Source organism: Paracoccus sp. J55, from assembly GCF_000513975.1.
Taxonomy (GTDB): domain Bacteria; phylum Pseudomonadota; class Alphaproteobacteria; order Rhodobacterales; family Rhodobacteraceae; genus Paracoccus.
In genome coordinates this window covers 32,790-53,786 of sequence record NZ_AZVA01000005.1, presented here as the reverse complement: position 1 = coordinate 53,786, position 20,997 = coordinate 32,790, and the positions used below count along the sequence as shown (strand labels likewise).

At 69.5% G+C, this 20,997-nt stretch carries 20 protein-coding genes; 8 read left to right on the top strand and 12 right to left on the bottom strand.

What is annotated here, in order from left to right:
* Window positions 1–18 precede the first annotated feature (18 nt).
* Both PARJ55_RS0106655 and PARJ55_RS0106650 read left to right on the top strand, forming a co-directional pair.
* Window positions 19–756, top strand: a complete 738-nt coding sequence (locus PARJ55_RS0106655) for a sulfite exporter TauE/SafE family protein (RefSeq protein WP_028712320.1) — start codon at window positions 19–21, stop codon at window positions 754–756.
* A gap of 66 nt (window positions 757–822) precedes the next feature.
* On the top strand, window positions 823–2,061 hold the full coding sequence (locus PARJ55_RS0106650; protein WP_028712319.1) for an Hsp70 family protein: 1,239 nt from the start codon (window positions 823–825) through the stop codon (window positions 2,059–2,061).
* 7 nt (window positions 2,062–2,068) lie between these two features.
* On the opposite strand, the gene PARJ55_RS0106645 is transcribed toward PARJ55_RS0106650, so the two are convergent.
* The 3 genes from PARJ55_RS0106645 to PARJ55_RS0106635 all read right to left on the bottom strand — a co-directional run bounded on the left by PARJ55_RS0106645 (window position 2,069) and on the right by PARJ55_RS0106635 (window position 5,857).
* Window positions 2,069–4,201, bottom strand: coding sequence for a DEAD/DEAH box helicase (locus tag PARJ55_RS0106645; RefSeq protein ID WP_036698106.1), 2,133 nt, complete (start codon window positions 4,199–4,201; stop codon window positions 2,069–2,071).
* Between the two features lie 147 nt (window positions 4,202–4,348).
* Window positions 4,349–4,909, bottom strand: a complete 561-nt coding sequence (locus PARJ55_RS0106640) for a DinB family protein (protein WP_028712317.1) — start codon at window positions 4,907–4,909, stop codon at window positions 4,349–4,351.
* 51 nt (window positions 4,910–4,960) lie between these two features.
* The gene (locus tag PARJ55_RS0106635; protein ID WP_051416174.1) at window positions 4,961–5,857 is read right to left on the bottom strand and encodes a LysR family transcriptional regulator; all 897 of its coding nucleotides are present in this window, start codon (window positions 5,855–5,857) and stop codon (window positions 4,961–4,963) included.
* Window positions 5,858–6,038: 181 nt separating this feature from the next.
* On the opposite strand from PARJ55_RS0106635, the gene PARJ55_RS0106630 reads away from it, so the two are divergent.
* Window positions 6,039–7,358, top strand: a complete 1,320-nt coding sequence (locus PARJ55_RS0106630; RefSeq protein ID WP_028712315.1) for a C4-dicarboxylate transporter DctA — start codon at window positions 6,039–6,041, stop codon at window positions 7,356–7,358.
* Between the two features lie 102 nt (window positions 7,359–7,460).
* Here the strand turns inward: PARJ55_RS0106630 and PARJ55_RS0106625 are convergent, their stop codons facing one another.
* On the bottom strand, window positions 7,461–8,363 hold the full coding sequence (locus tag PARJ55_RS0106625; RefSeq protein ID WP_028712314.1) for a LysR family transcriptional regulator: 903 nt from the start codon (window positions 8,361–8,363) through the stop codon (window positions 7,461–7,463).
* A gap of 102 nt (window positions 8,364–8,465) precedes the next feature.
* Here PARJ55_RS0106625 and PARJ55_RS0106620 point away from each other — a divergent pair, with 102 nt between their 5' ends.
* Entirely contained in the window at window positions 8,466–9,485 is a 1,020-nt protein-coding gene (locus PARJ55_RS0106620) for a YeiH family protein (RefSeq protein ID WP_028712313.1), read from the top strand.
* 60 nt (window positions 9,486–9,545) lie between these two features.
* Complete coding sequence (locus tag PARJ55_RS0106615) at window positions 9,546–10,370, top strand: DUF6635 family protein (RefSeq protein ID WP_028712312.1); 825 nt, start codon at window positions 9,546–9,548, stop codon at window positions 10,368–10,370.
* Between the two features lie 233 nt (window positions 10,371–10,603).
* Here the strand turns inward: PARJ55_RS0106615 and PARJ55_RS0106610 are convergent, their stop codons facing one another.
* A complete protein-coding gene (locus PARJ55_RS0106610; protein ID WP_198019322.1) occupies window positions 10,604–11,968 on the bottom strand; it encodes an NCS2 family permease in 1,365 nt (454 codons plus the stop codon).
* A gap of 219 nt (window positions 11,969–12,187) precedes the next feature.
* Between PARJ55_RS0106610 and puuE the strand changes: the two genes are divergently transcribed.
* Together puuE and PARJ55_RS0106600 are read left to right on the top strand one after the other, a co-directional pair.
* The gene (puuE, locus tag PARJ55_RS0106605) at window positions 12,188–13,600 is read left to right on the top strand and encodes an allantoinase PuuE (protein WP_028712310.1); all 1,413 of its coding nucleotides are present in this window, start codon (window positions 12,188–12,190) and stop codon (window positions 13,598–13,600) included.
* Between the two features lie 87 nt (window positions 13,601–13,687).
* On the top strand, window positions 13,688–14,515 hold the full coding sequence (locus PARJ55_RS0106600; RefSeq protein WP_028712309.1) for a bifunctional allantoicase/(S)-ureidoglycine aminohydrolase: 828 nt from the start codon (window positions 13,688–13,690) through the stop codon (window positions 14,513–14,515).
* 76 nt (window positions 14,516–14,591) lie between these two features.
* On the opposite strand, the gene alkB is transcribed toward PARJ55_RS0106600, so the two are convergent.
* On the bottom strand, window positions 14,592–15,224 hold the full coding sequence (gene alkB, locus PARJ55_RS0106595; RefSeq protein WP_028712308.1) for a DNA oxidative demethylase AlkB: 633 nt from the start codon (window positions 15,222–15,224) through the stop codon (window positions 14,592–14,594).
* 90 nt (window positions 15,225–15,314) lie between these two features.
* Here alkB and PARJ55_RS0106590 point away from each other — a divergent pair, with 90 nt between their 5' ends.
* Window positions 15,315–15,932: a DsbA family protein gene (locus tag PARJ55_RS0106590; RefSeq protein WP_028712307.1), complete on the top strand. Its 618-nt coding sequence runs from the start codon at window positions 15,315–15,317 to the stop codon at window positions 15,930–15,932.
* A 16-nt stretch (window positions 15,933–15,948) separates the two neighbouring features.
* Here the strand turns inward: PARJ55_RS0106590 and trpB are convergent, their stop codons facing one another.
* From trpB to rpsA, 6 genes are all read right to left on the bottom strand, one after another.
* On the bottom strand, window positions 15,949–17,181 hold the full coding sequence (gene trpB / locus PARJ55_RS0106585) for a tryptophan synthase subunit beta (RefSeq protein WP_028712306.1): 1,233 nt from the start codon (window positions 17,179–17,181) through the stop codon (window positions 15,949–15,951).
* A 53-nt stretch (window positions 17,182–17,234) separates the two neighbouring features.
* Entirely contained in the window at window positions 17,235–17,687 is a 453-nt protein-coding gene (locus PARJ55_RS0106580) for a GNAT family N-acetyltransferase (protein WP_028712305.1), read from the bottom strand.
* Window positions 17,684–18,331, bottom strand: coding sequence for a phosphoribosylanthranilate isomerase (locus tag PARJ55_RS0106575; RefSeq protein ID WP_028712304.1), 648 nt, complete (start codon window positions 18,329–18,331; stop codon window positions 17,684–17,686). The genes PARJ55_RS0106580 and PARJ55_RS0106575 overlap by 4 nt, the downstream gene beginning before the upstream one ends.
* 4 nt (window positions 18,332–18,335) lie before the next feature.
* Window positions 18,336–18,737, bottom strand: a complete 402-nt coding sequence (locus PARJ55_RS0106570; protein ID WP_028712303.1) for a LapA family protein — start codon at window positions 18,735–18,737, stop codon at window positions 18,336–18,338.
* A 36-nt stretch (window positions 18,738–18,773) separates the two neighbouring features.
* The gene (gene ihfB / locus PARJ55_RS0106565) at window positions 18,774–19,061 is read right to left on the bottom strand and encodes an integration host factor subunit beta (protein WP_028712302.1); all 288 of its coding nucleotides are present in this window, start codon (window positions 19,059–19,061) and stop codon (window positions 18,774–18,776) included.
* Between the two features lie 198 nt (window positions 19,062–19,259).
* Window positions 19,260–20,939 (bottom strand): 30S ribosomal protein S1, encoded by a 1,680-nt coding sequence (gene rpsA / locus PARJ55_RS0106560; RefSeq protein WP_028712301.1) that lies wholly within the window; start codon window positions 20,937–20,939, stop codon window positions 19,260–19,262.
* Window positions 20,940–20,997: the final 58 nt, after the last annotated feature.

Below are 20,997 nucleotides of genomic sequence, written 5' to 3'. Positions count from 1 at the left end.
ACCTGCCTGCAAGAGATCATGCTGCTCTGGTTCCTGCCCATCGCCGCGGCCGTCTTCGGCGCAGCCATCCTGCGCGGCCTGACCGGCTTCGGCTTCGCCCTGGCGGCGGTGCCGCTGATGTCGCTGATCGTCGAGCCGCGCATGGCGGTGGCCAGCACCATCCTGCTGCAGGTGATGGTCGGCTTTCGCGACCTCATGCATCTGCACGGCAGCTATGACCGGGCCGAGGTGCTGCGGCTGTCGCTGGGCTCGCTGCTGGGCATGCCCTTCGGCATCGCGGCGCTGGCGCTGTTCGATCCCGATGCCGGGCGGCTCGCCATCGCGGCGACCTCGCTGGCCGGGCTGGGCATGATGCTGCGCCAGCCGCATCGCCGCGTGGCCCCGGGCCCCGGCGTGGCGCTGGCGGCCGGGGCGCTGTCGGGCCTGTTCGGCAGCCTCGCCGCCATGCCCGGTCCGCCCGCCGTGGCCTATTTCGTCGCCAGCGGCACCCCGGCCGCGCGGGCGCGGGCCTCGATGATGATCTTCTTCTTCGTCTCGGCGCTGATCACCCTGCCGGGGCTGGCCGTCGCCGGTGCGGTGGAGCTGCGCACGCTGGGGCTCAGCCTGGCGCTGCTGCCGCTGCTGGTCTCGGGCACCTGGGTCGGCGGGCAGCTGTTCAGCCGGCTCGACCCGCGGCATTATCGCGGGCTGGCGCTGGGGGTCATGGCGCTGTCGGCCGGGCTTGCCGGGGCGCGGGCGCTGGCCGGCCTGCTCTGACCCCGGCTTGCGCCGCGCCGCCGGACAGGCTACCAGCCCGGGCTTTGCGAAAAGAAGGCGCAGGAAATGCCAAACGACATGCTCGCCATCGACTTCGGAACCTCGAACTCGGCCGCGGCGATCCTGCAGGACGGACGGCCGCGGCGCCTCGCCATCGAGCCGGGGGCCGAGACCCTGCCCACCGCCGTGTTCTTCTCGGCCCGCGGCGGCGCCATGCGCATCGGCGCGGCGGCGGCCGAGGCGCTGATCGCGGGCGACGAGGGCCGCTACATGCGGGCGCTGAAAAGCGTGCTCGGGACCGGCCTGTTCCACGAATCGCGGCTGATCGCCGGCAAGCGCCGCACCCTCTCCGAGATCGTCGCCGCCTTCCTCGCCACCCTGCGCGAGCGGGCCGAGACGGCGGCCGGACGCCGCTTCCGCCGGGCGCTTTCCGGCCGGCCGGTGCATTTCCACTCGAACGACCCGGCGCGCGACGCGCAGGCCCAGGCCGACCTGCGCGGCTGCTATCTGGCGGCGGGTTTCGACGAGGTCACCTTCCTGCCGGAACCCGAGGCGGCGGCGCTGGCCAGCCACGGCCTTGGCCGGCCGGACGAGATCGGGCTGATCGTCGATATCGGCGGCGGCACCTCGGATTTCTCGGCCTTCCGCAGCCGGGGCGACGGGCTGGACATCCTCGCCAATCACGGCATCCGGCTGGGCGGCACGGATTTCGACCAGCAGGTCTCGCTCAGCCATGCGATGCCGGCGCTGGGTCATGGCGGCGAACTGCGCCGCGCCATGGGGCCGGGGCTGCTGCCGGTGCCGAATGCGATCTATGTCGACCTGGCGACCTGGGCGAAGATCCCCTTCCTCTATGTGCCCGAGACGCGGCGCATGGCCGCCGGGATGGCCCGCATGGCGGTGGACCGCGCCGCCATGGACCGCCTTGTGACGGTGCTGGACGAGGAACTGGGCCACGAGCTGGCCTTCGCGGTCGAGCGCGGCAAGATCACCGCCAATGCCGGCGAGGGCGCGCAGATCGCCATGGGATTCGTCGCGCCGGGGCTGGCGCCGGCGATCTCGCCCGCCTCGCTCGACGCGGCGCTGGCGGGCCATCGCGCCGAGCTTCACGGCGCCGCCGCCGAGACGCTGCGGCTGGCGGGCATCGCGCCGGATCAGGTCGGCAGCATCATCCTGGTCGGCGGCTCCAGCCTGATGGGCCTGGTCGCCGACGAGGCGCTGCGGCTTTGCCCCGGCGCGCAGCTTCTGCGCGCCGGCGCCTTCACCGCCGTGGTGGACGGGCTGGCGCTGGCGACGGCGCGTTGACCGCGCGTTAACGCTTGCCGGTTTTCGGCCCGGTGCGAAACGGCTTGTCGCCGCCCTTGCCCTGCCAGCCGCCCGCGGCCTTGTGCGACTTGAAGCCCGCGGCGCGTTTCGGCCGCGCCTCGGCGCCCTCGCCCCCGACCGGCCGGCCGTCGCGCAACGCGCCATGCGACTTGAAGCCCGCCGATTTCAGGCCCGCACGCGGGCCGGGCTTCGGCGCGGCGGTCTTCTGCGCCTGCTTCTTCTCGCTGCTCCAGCGGGCCTTGCGCGGCGCTTCCGCCGGTTCGGCTTCCGGCGCGGACTCGCGGACGGGCGCGGGACGGGCGGCGCGCGGCTTCACCGCCTCCGGGTCCAGCAGCGCCGGACGCCGGGCCGGCTTGGGCTTCGGCTCGGCCTTCGGCCTGTCCTCGAAGCGCGGCTCCGGCGTTTCGGGCCGCGCGGGGCGCGGCGCCTGGCCGCGATGGGGTTTCTTCTCGCGCGCGGGGGACGCCGCCCCTGCCGTTTCACCGTTTTGCAAATACTCGTGCCGACCGGGCCGCTTGTCGCGCCCGGCGGCAGTCTCGAAAACCGGCTCGCCCTCGATCCGGCGCATGGTCAGGCCGGGCTCCAGCTCGATCCGCTCGCCGAAATTCGGCGCGACGGCGGCGGCGATCTGCACGAAGGTCTGCTCGGTCTTGACCCGGATCGCGCCGATGGCGTCGCGGGTGATGTTGCCCGCCTCGCAGATCTTGGGCAGCAGCCAGCGCGCCTCGGCCCGGCCGGAATGACCGACCGAGAGCAGGAACCAGACCGCCGGGCCGAACTCGCCCCGTTCGCGCGGCGCAGAAGGCGCAGGGCCCACGCTTTCCGACAGCTCCTCGGGCGCCGGGCGCCCCTCGCGCCACAGCCGCACGAAGGCCGATGCGACCCGTTCCGCGCCGAAGCGGTCGAGCAGCGCGGCAGCCAGCCCCGCCTCCTCGCCCGGCGCATCGGCCAGTGCCGGATGATCCAGCATGCGTTCGTCGTCGCGGGCCTGCACCTCGTCGGCCGAGGGCGCCTTGCCCCAGTCCGCGACCAGCTTGGCGCGCTGCAAGAGCCGCTGCGCCCGCTTGTATTCCGCCGAGGGCACGATCAGCACCGAGGTGCCCTTGGCGCCCGCCCGGCCGGTGCGGCCGGAACGGTGCAGCAGCGTGTCGGGATTGGTCGGCAGGTCGGCATGGATCACCAGTTCCAGCCCCGGCAGGTCGATGCCGCGCGCCGCCACGTCGGTGGCGATGCAGACCCGCGCCCTTCCGTCGCGCAGGGCTTGCAGGGCATGGCTGCGTTCCTGCTGGGACAGTTCGCCCGACAGCGCCACGACCTTGAAGCCGCGATTGCCCATGCGCGCCAGCAGGTGGTTCACATTGGCGCGGGTCTTGCAGAAGATGATCGCCCGGCTGGCCTCGTAATAGCGCAGGGTGTTGAAGATCGCGTGCTCGCGGTCGCGGGTGGTCACCGACAGGGCGCGATATTCGATGTCGCCGTGCTGGCGCGCCTCGCCCATCGCCTGGATGCGCAGCGCGTCGCGCTGGAAATCGCGGGCCAGCGCCTCGATGGCCGGCGGCACGGTGGCAGAAAAGAGCAGCGTGCGCCGTTCGGCCGGCGCCGAGCCCAGGATGAATTCCAGATCCTCGCGGAAGCCCAGATCCAGCATCTCGTCCGCCTCGTCCAGCACGCAGGCGCGCAGGCCGGTCAGGTCCAGCGAGCCGCGCTCGATATGGTCGCGCAACCGGCCGGGGGTGCCGACGACGATATGCGCCCCGCGCTCCAGCGCCCGGCGCTCGGTGCGATAGTCCATGCCGCCGACGCAGGTGGCGATGCGCGCGCCCGCCTGCTCGTAAAGCCAGCCCAGCTCGCGCGCCACCTGCAAGGCCAGCTCGCGCGTCGGCGCAATGGCCAGCGCCAGCGGCCGGCCCGCCTCGGGCAGGCTGTCGCCGTCGAGGATGTCGCCGGCCATGGCCAGCCCGAAGGCCACGGTCTTGCCCGAGCCGGTCTGCGCCGAGACCAGCACGTCGCGGCCCCGCGCCTCGGGGGCCAGGGCGGCCTCTTGCACGGAAGTCAGGCTGGCATAGCCCTTGGCCGCCAGCGCCGCGGCCAGAGGCGCGGCAATATCATGTTCGTTCATCTTCTTCGCCAGAAAGGGGATGCGGGGGCGCATCCGGTGAAAGGCACCATTCCCCTTTGCGGCCGGGCCCTCCCAACGGCCCGCCGGCCCGGAACGCGGAGCCAAGCCGCCCGCCTATCCTGTCCCGGCCCGCAAGTCAAAGCGAAACTAGGGCCGCATCAGCTGATCCTCGGTCCAGCCGAGCCGCGCCATGTCCTCGGCCCGCACCGCCGCATCGTCGCCGACGATGAATTCGTCCAGCTGCGGCGGGACCGTGCCGGCCTGCGACAGCAGGCCATGCACCTGCCCGCGGTGATGGGTCTGGTGCTGGAACAGATGCGACAGCAGGTCGTCGCGGCGGTCGTGCTGGACGCGGGCGCCCCGGTCCACCGCCACGATTTCCGCCAGGGCGTCCGGCGTCAGCGCCGCGACCAGCGCCAGCAGGCGGTCGTCCATCCGCACCTGCCATTCGATCAGCCGTGCCAGGTCGGGGCAATCCCGCGACTCGGCCAGCGCGGCCTCATCAAGCGGCCGGCCCTCCAGCGCGTCGATATAGAAGCGGTCAACCAGCAGGATATGGTTCAGCGTGGCGCGGATCGAGCCGAAGAAGGACGGGCGCGGCGCCTCATAGGCGCCGGGCGGCAGGGCGGCGCAGGCGCGATGCAGCCGGGCATTGGCCAGCCGGTTCATCTGCGCCAGCTTGCGCAGCATGCGCAGCATCAGGGTCATCGGGCACCTCCTGCCGCGATGATGCCGCGCGGCGCCCGCCGGGTCGAGCCTCTAGCGCCGAGGCCCGGCGGGATCGTGGCCCAGGCTGCGGCGGATCTCGGCCAGGAACAGCTGCAGCGCCGGCACCGGGTCGCGATGGTGATAGACGATATAAACCTCGGAGATCGGCGGATCGGGGCGGATCGGCAGGAAGGTCAGCGGTCCCGCCGTCAGCCTGGCGATGCCCGCGGGCACGATGCTGACCCCGAAGCCCGCGACGATCAGGCTGGGGATCGACTGCGCGTCCACCACCTGCTGCGAGACCCGGGGCCGATAGCCCGAGGCGACGATGCAGGCCATGACATAGGCGGCGAAATCGGAACTGTCGGGGCGCAGCACGACATGCTGGTCCTCGCGCAGGTCGTCGATCGAGACGCAGGTGCGCCCGGCCAGCCGGTGGTCGCTGCGCACCAGCGCCACCATCTCCTCGCGCCAGCCGTATTCATGGGCCAGCTCCTCGTCGCGCGGCACCGAACGGTTGAAGCTGACATCGGTGCGCCGGCTCAGCACCTCGGTGATCTGCGTGGCCGGGGTCTGTTCGTGGACGCGCAGGGTGATTCGCGGATGCAGCCGGGAGAAATGCGCCAGAAGCTCGGAGAGGCCCCCGCGCAGGATCGAGCCGGTTGCCCCGATTTCCAGCAAACCGTCCTGGCCCTGCTGGATTTCGCGGATCTCCTGCAGGCTGCGCTCATACTGGTCCAGCATGTTGCGCGCCCTGGGCAGAAACAGCGCGCCGGCCCGCGTCAGCGCCACCTTGCGGCTGGTGCGGTGGATGAGTTCCGCGCCCACCTCGCGCTCAAGTGTCTGGATTTGCGTGCTCAGCGGCGGCTGCGACATGTTCAGTCGCCGGGCGGCGCGGGTGAAGTTCAGCTCTTCGGCCAGGACGACGAAGCAGCGGAGCTGGCGCATTCTCATAGCATCACCGTATAGATCAGCGGTAAATCGATATTAGACACGGATGCAACATTCGCCAACAATCTTGGCATGAGGGGTCAGCCGCGACCGCGCGCCGCCGATGCGAGAGGAGACGCATCCGGAAGCGCGCCGGGCCGCGGCCCGCCCCTTCCGTCACAGGGAGGAACGGAAACACATGCCGAATTGGTCCAGGTCCTTGTTTGGACAGGTTTGCGTGGCGCTGGTGCTGGGGGTCCTCGCCGGCTTCTTCGCGCCGGAATTCGCCGCCAAGATGAAGCCGCTGGGGGACGGGTTCATCAAGCTCATCAAGATGCTGATCCCCGTCATCGTGTTCTGCGTCGTGGTGCATGGCATCGCCGGCGCGGGCGATCTGAAGAAGGTCGGCAAGGTCGGCGTGCGCGCCATCATCTATTTCGAGATCATCACCACCATCGCCCTGGCCTTGGGCATCGCGGTCGCCTATCTGTTCGGCCCCGGCCACGGCATGAACATCGACGTGAGCCAGCTCGATGCCTCGGCGCTGTCGGCCTATGTGGACCGCGCGCATGAAGTCACCAGCGGCGGCACCGTCGACTTCCTGATGAAGCTGATCCCGACCACGATGATCAGCGGCTTCGCCCAGGGCGACATCCTGCAGGTGCTGCTGGTCGCGATCCTGTTCGGCTGCGCCCTGTCGCTGGTGGGCGAACGCGGCAAGCCGCTGCTGCACATGATCGAGCTGACGGGTGACGTCACCTTCAAGGTCATGTATTTCATCGTCCGGCTGGCGCCGCTGGGCGTGTTCGGCGCCATCGCCTTCACCGTCGGGCAATACGGCATCGGCTCGCTGGCGCAGCTGGGCTATCTGGTCGGGCTGTTCTACGTCACCATCGCCATCTTCGTCTTCGTGGTGCTGGGCTTCGTGCTGCGGCTGTCGGGCTTCAGCATCATCAAGCTGCTGCGCTACATGCGCACCGAGGTCGGCATCGTCGCCGGCACCGCCAGCAGCGACGCGGTGCTGCCGCAGACCATGCGCAAGCTGGAGCATCTGGGCATCAAGGACTCGACCGTGGGCCTGGTGGTGCCGACCGGCTATTCCTTCAACCTCGACGCCTTCTCGATCTATCTGACGCTGGCGGCGGTGTTCATCGCCCAGGCGACCAACACGCCGCTGTCCACCACCGACCTGCTGGCCATCCTGGGCGTGGCGCTGGTGACGTCGAAGGGCGCGCACGGGGTGCCGGGCTCGGCCATCGTGATCCTGGCCGCGACGCTGGCCGCGATCCCGGCCATTCCCGCCATCGGGCTGGTGCTGGTGCTGTCGGTGGACTGGTTCATGGGCATCGCCCGGGCGCTGGGGAACTATCTGGGCAATTGCGTGGCCACCGTGGTCGTCGCCTCTTGGGTGGGCGATATCGACCGCGACCGCGCCCGCCGCATCCTCGACGGCGAGGACATGCCGACCCTGGACGTGCTGGACGAGGATGCGCCCATGTCGCAGCCGCAGCACGGGTAACGAGGTCCCTCGCGGATCGGCCGGGACCAGCGCGACGGACCCGGTCGCCCCGCCGAGAAGACGGCCTGCGCCTTCCCTCCCGATGGCGCAGGCCCTTTCATGTCAGGGCAGCCCGGTCGTGAAGCCTTCGTCGGTCAGGATGCCGATCAGCGCCTGCGCGGCCCGTGTGCGGTGGCGCCGCGGATTGGTCAGCAACGAGAACGGCCGCTCGGCCCCCGGCAGCGGCAGGGTGCGGATCCAGCCCGAGGCGGCCGGCCGCGCCACCGCGCGCTGCGACAGCACCGCAAGACACCGGCTGGAGGCGACCGCGCCCAGCACCGCCTCGTTCGAGGGCAGCTCCAGCGCCAGCGGCAGCGCGGAGACGGAAAGCCCCTGCCCGCCCAGCCAGGTCTCGAATTCCGACCGCGTGCCCGAACCCGGCTCGCGCAGCACCCAGCCTTGCGTGGCAAGCTCGGCCGGCGGCAGCGCCTCGCGCCCGGCCCAGGGATGCGCGGCGCCCATGACCAGCACCAGCCGGTCGCGCGCCACCACCTGCCGGTGCAGCTCGCCATGCGCCACCGCCCCTTCGACCAACCCCAGATCGGCGCCGCCCTCCTGCACCGCATCGGCGACCTGGGTGGTGTTGCTGACCGTCAGGCGCAGCTCGATTCCCGGATGCATCTCGCGCAGGGCCACCAACCGCGGCGGCAGCCAGTAGCTGGCGACGGTCTGGCTGGCATGGACCCGCAGCCGGCCGCGCGGCTCGCGCGCCAGATCCTCCAGCACCATCTCGGCGGTCTCGGCCCGGTCCAGCACGGCCCGGGCCTCGGCCATGAAGGCCTCGCCCGTCTCGGTCAGCACGATGCGCCGCCCCACCCGGTCGAAAAGCCGCACGCCATGCCGCGCCTCCAGCGCCGAGACGGCCGCGCTGACCGCCGATTGCGTCAGGTTCAGCGCCTCGGCCGCGCGGGTGACATGCTGGCGCTCGGCCACGGCCAGGAAGATGCGGAGCTGTTCCAGGGTCATGCACCACTCATAAGAAAAACCGAACGGTATGGCAAATACAATGCGATGGATTGAACGTCGTTTCAGGACCATGTTCCACCCCAAAGGCAAAGGAGCACGATCATGTCCTCGACCGACCAGGGCCAGCAAAATTCTCTTGCCGTCGCCGGCTGGCTGGGCGCCACCCTGCCGGGACTGGGGCTGACCCTCGCCATCGCGGTCGCCGCGACGGCGGTGCAGCGGCTCTCGGGCATCCCGGCGCTCAGCCCGCTGGTGGTGGCGATGGTGCTGGGCATGGCGCTGCGCAACCTCTTCGGCACGCCCGCGGCGGCGCGGCCGGGCATCGCCTTCTCGCTGCGCCGGGTGCTGCGCCTTGCCATCGTGCTGCTGGGCTTCCAGCTGACGCTGGAGCAGCTGCGCGCGGTGGGCCTGCCGGGGCTGGCGGTGATCTCGGTGACGCTGGCCGCGACCTTCCTGTTCACCAGATGGGCCGGGCGGGCGCTGGGGGTCGAGGCGCGGCTGGCCGAACTGATCGCGGCCGGCACCTCGGTCTGCGGCGCCTCGGCGGTGATCGCCACCAACACCGTCACCCGCGGCTCGGACGAGGACGTGGCCTATGCCATCGCCTGCGTGACGGTCTTCGGCTCGCTCTCGATGCTGGCCATGCCGCTGCTGGGCGAGATGATGGCGCTGGGGCCGGCGCATTACGGCATCTGGGTCGGCGCCACCGTGCACGAGGTGGCGCAGGTGGTCGGCGCCGGTTTCCAGCACGGGGCCGAGGCCGGGCAGGCCGCCACCGTCGCCAAGCTCAGCCGGGTGATCATGCTGGCGCCGCTGATCCTGGTGCTGGGCGCGCTGGCCCGCCGGGGCGGCAAGGCCGCGCATGGCGCGGCGCCGACGCCCTGGTTCGTGCTCGGCTTCGTCGCGGTGGTGCTGCTGAACAGCGCCCTGCCCCTGCCCGAGGCGCTGCAGGCCGAGGTCGTCGGCCTGACCGCCTTCCTGCTGACCATGGCGCTGGCGGCGATGGGGCTGGAAACCGACATCCGCAAGCTGCGGGCCAAGGGCATCCGGCCGCTGGCGCTCGGCGCGCTGGCCTGGCTGTTCATCTCGACCCTCGGCCTGGGACTGGTGGCGCTGATCTAGGCATTGAGCGCGGGCGCGGCCGCACCTAGATAAGGGGAAACCCCGCCGACCGGAGCCGCGATGCAGCCCGCCGACACCCGCCCGCTGACCCGGCGCGAGACCGAGGTGCGCCGCTTCGTCCGCGCCCGCTACGGGCTGCGCGGCACGCTGGCGCTGCATCGCCACGCCCTCGGCCTCGACCTGCTGCGCGCGCCGGTCAACGTCATGCTGTCGCCGCTGTTCCTGCTGGTGCGGCTGGTCGCGCCGCTGTTGCGGCGAATCGGGCTGGTCCGGGCGGGCGAATGGCTGTCGCGCCGGCAGATCTTCCTGAAATCCGACGTGGCCCAGCGGATCGAGGCGGATCTGGCCGGCTTCCTCGACGATCTGGCGGCAAAGGGCCTGGCCCCAAGGGCGCCGCCCGAGACCGTGGCCCGCGCCGTCTCGGACTATGCCGAGACCCGCAACGCGGTCTCCGAGATCACCACCTCGCTGCTGGTCCTGCTCTCGGGGCTGCTGCTGTTCCACCGCGCGACCCCCGGGGTGATCTCGCTGGCCGGGCCGATCGCGCATCTGCGGGCACAGGCGCAGGCGATCGAGAATTTCGCGCTGGGAAGCTGGGCCGGGCGGATGTGGTACGGCGCCTTCCCGCGCGAGCTTTCCACCCTGGACCTGCTGCTGACCGGCACGGTGCTGGCCATGCTGGCCTCGGTCCTGACCACCTTTGCCGGGCTGGCCGCCGATCCGATCCAGACGGCCGCCGGCATCCACCGCCGCCGCATCATGCGGCTGCTGCGCCGGCTGGACCGTGCTAAGACCGGACCCGGGATTGGTCGCGAACATGTGCTGGCGCGGCTGGGCGACCTTTCCGACGCGGCGCTGAGCCTGTGGCGCAGCTTGAGGGGCTAGAGAGACCCGCCAGCCCCGAGCCGACCGGACCCTTCACGCCAGGCCGTCGATCTGCGGGAACCCGGCCCCTGCCGCCCCAGCCTGTTCCGCGCATCCCCTGCGCGGCGCCTTCCGATGCCGGCCGGGACCCTCCAACCCCAAAGCAATGGGCCCGCCTTTCCGGCGGGCCCTTTCTTTCTTGCCGAAATATCCTCGGGGGGTCCGGGGGGCAGACAGCCCCCCGGCAGCCGCGCTCACTCCATGAAGAAGGCGAAGCGGATGACGAACAGCGCCGCCACCACCCAGGTCGCGGCATGCACCTCGCGCGCGCGCCCGGTCGCCAGCTTGATCGCGGCGTAGCTGACGAAGCCGAAGGCAAGCCCGTTGGCGATGGAATAGGTAAAGGGCATCATCAGCGCCGTCAGCACCGCCGGCGCGCTTTCGGTCACGTCGCTCCACTGGATTTCCTCGAACTCCCGCACCATCAGGCAGGCGACGTAAAGCAGCGCCGGCGCGGTGGCATAGGCCGGGACCGAGCCGGCCAGCGGCGCGAAGAACACCGCCAGCAGGAACAGCCCCGCGACGACCAGCGCCGTCAGCCCGGTGCGCCCGCCCGCCTGCACGCCCGAGGCGCTTTCGACATAGGCGGTGGTCGAGCTGGTGCCCAGCATCGAGCCGGCCAGGATCGCCGTCGAATCCGCCATCAGCGCCCGGCCGAGGTTCTTGTTGGTATGGGTCGGCCCCTCGGTCAGCAACCCGGCGCGCTTGGCCACGCCGATCAGCGTGCCGGTGGCGTCGAAGACCTCGACCAGCACCATGACCAGGATGACGTGGAAGATGCCCACGGTCAGCGCCCCCGCCACGTCGAGCTGCAGGAAGGTCGGCGCGATCGAGGGCGGCATCGAGATCACCCCGCCGAAGGGGCTGGCGCCGATGGCAATGGACACCACCGTGATGACCAGGATGCCGATCAGGATCGAGCCGCGCACCTTCAGCGCGTCCAGCGCCGCGATGATGAAGAAGCCGACGATGGCCAGCAGCGTGCCGGTCTGGGTCAGGTCGCCCAGGCCAACCAGCGTCGCCGGATTGTCCACCACGATGCCCGCGTTCTTCAGCGCGATCAGCCCCAGGAACATGCCGATCCCGGCGGCGATGGCGCTGCGCATGGATGTGGGAATGCCCGCGATCAGCCAGCGCCGGATGCCGGTCACCGACAGGAACAGGAATATCAGGCCCGAGATGAACACCGCCCCCAGCGCCTGCTGCCAGGTGAAGCCCAGCGTGCCGACCACGGTGAAGGCGAAGAAGGCGTTCAGCCCCATGCCCGGCGCCATGCCGATGGGCCAGTTGGCCCAAAGCGCCATGATCGCCGATCCCAGCGCCGCGGCAAGGCAGGTCGCGACGAAGACCGCATTGCGGTCCATGCCGGTCGAGGACAGGATCTCGGGGTTCACGAAGATGATATAGGCCATGGTCAGGAAGGTGGTGATCCCCGCGATCACCTCCGTCCTGATGCTGGTGCCATGGGCCGTCAGGCCGAATTGCTTGTCTAGCACGGTTCCTTCCCCTGGACTGATGCTGGCGCCGCTGGCCGTCAGGCCGGATTGCTTGTCTGGCATGGTTCCTCCCAATTGGCGGTTCGCCCGCCGTGCTGGCCAGAATATGCCCGGGCATCTTCAACGAGAATGCAAGGTATAGCGACAGAGTTTCAACGAGATGTTTATAAACAGGGATTTTCAAGAAAATCTTGGTTCTGTTTATGGCAATTCGCGGGTTGCCTGAATGGGCGGCAGGGTGATGAGTGCTAGTGAGCCAGAAAAGGGAAAGGGAAGCAAGCGATGCGATACAGCCGCGACATGATCGGTTACGGGGCACGGACGCCGGACCCCAAATGGCCCGGGAACGCCCGGATCGCGGTGCAGATCGTCATCAATTACGAGGAAGGCGGCGAGAACAGCATCGAGCATGGCGACGCCGCCTCGGAAGCCTTCCTGTCCGAGATCATCGGCTGCCAGCCCTGGCCGGGCCAGCGGCACTGGAACATGGAATCGATCTACGACTACGGCGCGCGCGCGGGCTTCTGGCGCCTGCACCGGCTGCTGAAGGACGTGCCGGTGACCATCTACGGCGTCGCCACCGCGCTCGAGCGCGCGCCCGAGCAGGTCGCCGCCATGCAGGAGGCCGGCTGGGAGATCGCCACCCACGGCCTGAAATGGATCGACTACCGCGATATCCCGCGCGAGGTCGAGGCCGAGCATATCGCCCGCGCCATCGAACTGCACACCCGCGTCACCGGCGAGCGGCCGCGCGGCTTCTACCAGGGCCGCACCTCGATGAACACCGTGGCCCTGGGCTGCGAGGAGGGCGGCTTCGAATACCTGGCCGACACCATCGCCGACGACCTGCCCTATTGGCATGTCCATAACGGCAAGCCGCAGCTGATGGTGCCCTATACCATGGACGCCAACGACATGCGCTTCTCCTCCGGCCAGGGCTTCGGCACCGGGGTCGAGTTCTTCGACTACCTGCGCGACAGTTTCGACGTGCTCTATGCCGAGGGCGAGGCCGGGGCGCCGAAGATGATGTCCATCGGGCTGCATTGCCGCCTGGCCGGCCGTCCGGGCCGCGCCATCGCGGTGCAGAAATTCATCGAACACGCCCGCAAGCATGAGGGCGTCTGGTTCGCCACCCGGCTCGACATCGCGCGGCATTGGGCCAGGACGCATCCCTACCAGCCGAAGCAGCGCCCCTCGCAGATGGAGCGCGCGGAATTCGTCGAGACATTCGGCGGCGTCTACGAGCATTCGCCCTGGATCGCCGAGCGGGTCTGGGAAGGCGAGATGGGCGCCATCCACGACACTCCGGCCGGGCTGGCGGCGCGCATGGCGCAGGTGTTCCGCAGCGCCTCGGACGAGGAGCGGCTGGGCGTGCTGCGGGCGCACCCGGACCTGGCCGGCAAGCTGGCCGCGGCCAAGCGCCTGACCGCCGACAGCACCGCCGAGCAGGCCAGCGCGGGCCTCGACAGCCTGACCGATGCCGAGCGCGCCGAGTTCGACCGGCTGAACACGGCTTATGTGGAAAAGCACGGCTTCCCCTTCATCATCGCGGTGCGCGACCACGACAAGCCGGGGATCATGGCCGCGATGCGCCGGCGCATCGACAACGACACCGCCACCGAGCGCGCCGAGGCCGAGCGCCAGGTCAGCCGCATCGGCGCGCTGCGCCTGCAGCAGATCCTGGGCGACGCCTGAGCCCCGCCGCCCGCCTGCCGCCATGGCGGGCGGGAACCGCCACAGACGGACCGGGCCAGTGCGATCCCGGCGCAACGGAGACCTGAAATGACCGCCAAGACCCCGACCTATGCCGGGCCCTTCGCCGGCCTGCCGCCGCAGACCGACCTGTCCACCGACACCGCCATCTTCACCGAGGCCTATGCCGTCATTCCCGCCAGCACGATGCGCGACATCGTCACCAGCTTCCTGCCGGGCTGGACGGGGATGCGGATGTGGATGATCGCCCGGCCGCTCTCGGGCTTCGCCGAGACCTTCAGCCAGTATATCGTCGAATTGCAGCCGCAGGGCGGCTCGGACCGGCCCGAGGACGATGCGGGCGTGCAGGCGGCGATCTTCGTCACCGAAGGCGCGCTGAGCCTGACCATCGACGGCCAGGCGCATGAGCTGGAGCCCGGCGGCTTCGCCTATATCCCGGCCGGCATGGCCTGGTCGGTCCGGAACGGCGATGCGACCTCGCGCTTCCACTGGTGGCGCAAGCGCTGGCAGCCGGTGGAAGGGCTGGAAAAGCCCGAGGTGATCATCGCCAACGAGCGCGACATCGCCCCGATCCCGATGCCGGACACCAATGACAGCTGGGCCACCACCCGCTTCATGGATCCGGCGGACCTGCGCCACGACATGCATATCACCATCGTGACCTTCGAGCCGGGCGGCTCGATCCCCTTCGCCGAGACGCATGTGATGGAGCACGGGCTGTTCGTGATCGAGGGCAAGGCGGTCTATCGGCTGAACCGCGACTGGGTCGAGGTCGGCCCCGGCGACTTCATGTGGCTGCGCGCCTTCTGCCCGCAATGCTGCTATGCCGGCGGGCCGGGGAATTTCCGCTATCTGCTTTACAAGGACGTGAACCGGCACGCGCCGATCTGGAAGTAAGGGGGCTCTGCCCCCCGCCGCTGCGCGGCTCCCCCCGGGGTATTTGGAAAACCGAGAAGGCCGGTCAGCGGGCGTGTCAGCGGGCGCGGCGGAAGGTCAGGTTGATGCGGGCGGCGCCGGTCAGCGGGTGCTCCCCCGGCTTCAGGGTCAGGATGCCGTGCCAGTTCAGCCGCGCCGGGCCGCCCCAGACCACCACGTCGCCGTGGGTCAGCGCGTGCTTCGCCACCGGGTCGCCGCGCTGCGGCCCGCCGAACTGGAAGGTCGCCGGCAGGCCCAGCGAGACCGAGACGATGGGCGCGGCCATGTCGGCCTCGTCGCGGTCCTGGTGCAGGCCCATCCTTACCCCCGGCCGATAGCGGTTGATCAGGCAGGCATCGGGCCGGAAGCCGGGGAAGCCGGCCCGGGCGGCGGCTTCTTCCGCCAATTGCCGGAAGCGCGGCGGCATCTCGGGCCAGGGCCGGCCGGTCAGCGGGTCGCGCGGTTCGTAGCGATAGCCGCGGCGGTCGCTGACCCAGCCGAGCGCGCCGCAATTCGTCATCTCGACGCCGATCCTGCGCCCGCCGGGGGTCTGCATCTGGCGGAAGGGCGAGAGCCCGGCGATGCGCGCGACATCATCGAGGAGAGCCGGGTCGGGCGCGAAGCCGCGCAGGATCATGGCGCCGGGACCGAGGGGCTCGTCGCGGCGGGTTCCGAACAGGTCTGGCTCCATGTTGCCCTCCCACGGGATTGTCATGTGCTGCGGCTTGACCTGGGGCCTGACGATGGCTTTCAAGTCGGGTCACAGCAAAGGATTCCTGCCATGCGCCGCCCCCTTGCCGCAATCGTCCTGGCGCTGCTTTGCGCCCTGCCCCTGGTGCCGGTTCAGGCGCAGGATCACGGCGGGCCCGAGGTCGCGGCAATCAAGGAAGCGGTGTTCAACGGCCCCGGCCTGCCGGTGATGGGCAATGAGCGGGGCGATACGGTGCTGGTCGAGTTCTCGGATTACAATTGCGGCTTTTGCCGCAAGAGCGCGCCGGAGGTGGCAGCGCTGCTGCAAGCGGATCCGGGCGTGCGGCTGGTGGTGCATGAGATCCCGATCTTCGGCGAGGGCTCGCGCTTTGCCGCCGAGGCGGCGCTGGCCGCGCAGGCGCAGGGCAAGTATCCCGAGTTTCACCGGGCCCTGATGGCGATGCGCGGCAAGGCCGAGAAGGCCTCGGTGCTGCGCGTCGCCCGCGAGGTCGGGCTGGACGTGGCGCGGCTGCAGCGCGACATGCAGGCGCCCGAGATCACGCAGAGGATCGAGCGCTCGCTGAAACTGGCCGACGAGATCGGGCTGGTCGGCACGCCCAGCTTCATCGCCGGGGACCGGGCGGTGTTCGGCTATCTGGGCAAGGAGGACCTGGCCGAACTGGTGGCCGAGGCGCGCGGCGCGCGATAGCGCGCGCCTTTCGCCCTCAGGTGCGGATGTCGACGCCGAGATGCTTGGCGACGGTGAAGATGTCCTTGTCGCCGCGGCCCGACAGGTTCACCACCATGATGTGATCCTTGGGCAATTCGGGCGCGATCTTGACGACATGGGCCAGCGCATGGCTGGGCTCCAGCGCCGGGATGATGCCTTCCAGCCGGCAGAGGGTCTGGAAGGCCGCCAGCGCCTCGTCATCGGTCACGCTGACATATTCGGCGCGGCCCTGCTCCTTGAGCCAGGCATGTTCCGGGCCGATGCCGGGATAGTCGAGCCCGGCGCTGATCGAATGGCCTTCCAGGATCTGCCCCTCGTCGTCCTGCAGGAGATAGGTGCGGTTTCCGTGCAGCACGCCGGGGCGGCCGCCGGTCAGGCTGGCGCAATGCTGCATGCGCGCGTCGACGCCCTTGCCGCCGGCCTCGACGCCGATGATGCGCACCGAGGGATCGTCGAGGAAGGGGTGGAACAGGCCCATGGCGTTCGAGCCGCCGCCGATCGCCGCGACCACGCTGTCGGGCAGCCGCCCTTCGCCCTCCTGCTCGGCCAGTTGCCGGCGGGTCTCGCGGCCGATGATGCATTGGAAGTCGCGCACCATGGCCGGATAGGGATGCGGGCCGGCCACCGTGCCGATGCAATAGAAGGTATCGCGCACGTTCGTCACCCAGTCGCGCAGCGCGTCGTTCATCGCGTCCTTGAGCGTGCCGCGGCCAGAAGTGACCGGCACCACCTCGGCGCCCAGAAGCCGCATGCGGAAGACGTTTGGCGCCTGGCGCTCGACGTCATGGGCGCCCATGTAGACGATGCATTTCAGCCCGAAGCGGGCGCAGACCGTCGCCGTCGCCACGCCGTGCTGGCCGGCGCCGGTCTCGGCGATGATGCGGGTCTTGCCCATGCGGCGCGCCAGCAGGATCTGGCCCAGCACGTTGTTGATCTTGTGGCTGCCGGTGTGGTTCAGCTCTTCGCGCTTGAGGTAGATCTTCGCGCCGCCCAGTTCCTCGGTCAGGCGCGGGGCGAAATAGAGCGGGCTGGGGCGGCCGACGTAATGCTTCCACAGATCGTCCATTTCGGCCCAGAAGCTCGGGTCGTCCTTGGCGCGGTCGTACTCCGCTTCGAGGTCGAGGATCAGCGGCATCAAGGTCTCGCTGACGAAGCGGCCGCCGAAGATGCCGAAGCGGCCCTGTTCGTCCGGGCCGGTCATGAAGCTGTTGATGAGGTCTTCGGCCATGGCTCTCCTCGCGGCGCGGTCGGAATGAGTATTTGGGAAACGGTGAAAGCCCGTCAGAGGGGTTTCTTATATCCGATATGGGAAGGGGTAAAGCCGAGCCTGTCGTAGAAGCGATGCGCGTCGGCCCGGCTGCGGTTGGTGGTGAATTGCAGAAGCCGGCAGCCGGCGGCGCGGGCGCGCGCCTCGGCATCGCGGATCAGCGCCTCGCCGACGCGCCGGCCGCGCAGGTCGGGACGGACGCGCACCCCCTCGATCTGGGCGCGGCGGGCGGCGGAGAGCGACAGGCCGGAGATGACGGTGATCTGGTAGCAGGCGACCACCTCGTCCCCGATCACCCCGACGATCAACTGGTTGCCCGGTTCCTTCTGCATCGCCTCCCAGGCGGCGAGATAGGGGCCGAGCTCGTCGCCCTCGCGCGCCTGGCCCAGCATATCGTCGCGCAGAAGCGCAAGGACAGCGGGAACCTCGTTGCGCCGGGCCTCGCGGAAGGCGACGGCCGCGGTCACAGGACCGGCGCCGTGGCGCGGGCGATGAAGCGGCGGATGCGCTCGGGGTCCTTGACGCCGGGGGCGCTTTCGACGCCGGAGGAGACATCGACCGCCGGCGCGCGGGTCAGGCGGATCGCCTCATGCACGTTCTCGGGGGTCAGGCCGCCGGCGAGCAGCCAGGGCTTGAGGATCTGCCGCCCGGCCAGCAGCCGCCAGTCGAAGGCAAGGCCGTTGCCGCCCGGCAGCACGCCATCCTTCGGCGGCTTGGCGTCGATCAGCAGCATGTCGGCCACGAGGCCGTAGTCCCAGAGCGCATCCAGATCCTGCGCCTCGGCCACGCCCACCGCCTTCATCACCGGCAGGCCGGTGCGCGCCTTGACCTCGGCCACCCGGGCGGGGGTCTCGGCGCCGTGCAGCTGGATCAGGTCCAGCGGCACCCGGGCCAGCACTGCATCCAGCGCCGCGTCATCGGGATTCACGAACAGGCCCACCTTGGCCACGCCCAGCGGCACCTGCGCGGCAAGCTTCGCCGCCGCCTCGGGCAGGACATGGCGCGGTGATTTCGGGAAGAAGACGAAGCCGACATAGCGCGCCCCGGCCCCGACCGCCGCGGCGAGGCCGGCGGCCTCGGTCAGGCCGCAGATCTTGACGGAAACGGCCATGGCATCAGCGCGGCGCGTGCAGCGACGAGCCCGAGCCCGCAGGCGCCGCCGGCTTGCGCGCCGCCTCGTCCAGGATCGCCAGCACGTCGTCGCGCGGCGCGGCATGGGTGCGGCGCAGATCCCCGACTTCGCGCTGCAGCTGCGCGAGGTCATGCGCCCGGCGGCTGGATTCGGCGCGCAGATGCGATTCGCGCAGCCATTCCCAGACCAGCCCGACCAGCACGCCGAAGACCATGGCCAGGAACAGCGCGACAAAGGCCGGCATGGTCAGCGACCAGCGCCCGCCGGCGAACTGGGCCAGGCTTTCCGGCATCAGGCTGATGGTGACGAGATCGCGGTTCGCCGCAGCCAGCAGCATCAGCACGATGGCCAGAATGACGATGAAGAAGATCCGGATCGCGCGCATGCCTTACCCCGCAGAGATTGTCGCCGGCAATCTGGCCTATTCGGCGCCGCCGTTCAACCGCTCGCGCAGGAGCTTGCCGGTCTTGAAGAAGGGCACATGCTTTTCGTCCACGCTGACGGTTTCGCCGGTGCGCGGATTGCGGCCCTGCCGCGCGTCGCGCTTCTTGACCGAGAAGGCGCCGAAACCGCGCAACTCGACCCGGTCGCCGCGGGCCATGGCGTCGATGATCTCCTCGAACACGGTGTTCACGATCCGCTCGACGTCGCGCTGGAACAGGTGCGGGTTTTCCTCGGAGATTTTCTGGATCAGTTCGGATCGGATCATTGCGGTTCCTGTCTGGGTGTTCCAACAAACTCCTGCCGCCCGATCATAGGGCAGACATCGCGGCATTCAATGTCAGAACGCATTCCGGCCGGATTGGTTGCCGTGTTTTTCAAGCCTTTATGGTTCAGTCGGCGGAAATGCGCAATGAAAAGCGCCCCCGGATCGCTCCGGGGGCGCAAGGTTCGGCCGATGCGAGGCTCAGCCGCGGCCCTTGAGCGCGGCGCCCAGGATGTCGCCCAGCGAGGCACCCGAATCCGAGCTGCCATACTGTTCGACGGCTTCCTTCTCTTCGGCGATCTCGCGCGCCTTGATCGACAGGCCCAGGCGGCGGGTCTTGGTGTCGATGTTGGTGACGCGGACGTCGACATGGTCGCCGACCTGGAAGCGCTCGGGGCGCTGGTCCTGACGGTCGCGGGCCAGGTCCGAACGACGGATGAAGGACTTCATGCCGTTGTATTCGACCTCGATGCCGCCGTCCTCGATCGCCGTCACGGTGACGGTGATGACCGAGCCGCGCTTCACGCCCTCGACCGCTTCGGCCATGGCGTCGTTTTCCAGCGCCTTGATCGAGAGCGAGATGCGCTCCTTCTCGATGTCGACTTCCTGGACCACGGCCTTCACCACGTCGCCCTTGCGGAAGTCCTGGATGGCTTCCTCGCCGCGGGTGTCCCAGCTGATGTCCGACAGGTGCACCATGCCGTCGATATCGCCTTCCAGGCCGACGAACAGACCGAATTCGGTGATGTTCTTGACCTCGCCCTCGATGACGGTGCCGACCGGATGGGTCTCGGCGAAGACTTCCCACGGGTTGCGCATGGTCTGCTTGAGACCCAGCGAAACGCGGCGCTTGGCCTCGTCGATCTCCAGCACCATAACGTCGACTTCCTGCGAGGTCGAGACGATCTTGCCGGGATGGACGTTCTTCTTGGTCCAGCTCATTTCCGAGACGTGCACCAGGCCCTCGACACCGGCTTCCAGCTCCACGAAGGCGCCGTAATCGGTGATGTTGGTCACGCGGCCGGTATGGACCGAGCCGATCGGGAACTTCGAGGCCACGGTATCCCACGGATCGGCCTGCAGCTGCTTCATGCCCAGGCTGATGCGGTGGGTGTCCTTGTTGATCTTGACGACCTGGACCTTGACGGTCTCGCCGATCGACAGGATCTCGGACGGGTGGTTGACGCGGCGCCAGGCCATGTCGGTGACGTGCAGCAGGCCGTCAACACCGCCCAGATCGACGAAGGCGCCGTATTCGGTGATGTTCTTGACCACGCCCTCGACCGTCTGGCCTTCGGTCAGGTTGGCGATGACCTCGGCGCGCTGTTCGGCGCGGGACTCTTCCAGGATGGCGCGGCGCGACACGACGATATTGCCGCGGCGGCGATCCATCTTGAGGATCTGGAAGGGCTGCTTCAGGCCCATCAGCGGGCCGGCGTCGCGCACGGGGCGGACATCGACCTGGCTACCGGGCAGGAAGGCCACGGCGCCGCCCAGGTCGACGGTAAAGCCGCCCTTGACGCGGCCGAAGATGGCGCCTTCGACGCGCTCTTCCGCGGCATAGGCTTTCTCCAGGCGGTCCCAGGCCTCTTCGCGGCGGGCTTTCTCGCGCGAGATGCTGGCCTCGCCGCGGGCGTTCTCGACGCGGTCGAGATAGACCTCGACCTCATCGCCGATGGCGATGGCGGGGGCTTCGCCGGGATTTGCGAATTCCTTGAGATCGACGCGGCCTTCCATCTTGTAGCCGACGTCGATGATGGCCTGGCCCGCCTCGATGGCGATGACCTTGCCCTTGACGACCGAGCCCTCTTCGGGCGTGTCGATGGCGAGGCTTTCGTTCAGGAGGGCCTCGAATTCCTCCATGGTCGCTTTAGCGCACATATAGATCCAGTTTCCTTTTCGATCATTGCTGGCCATGCGGTTGGCTCCGCCGGTCTTT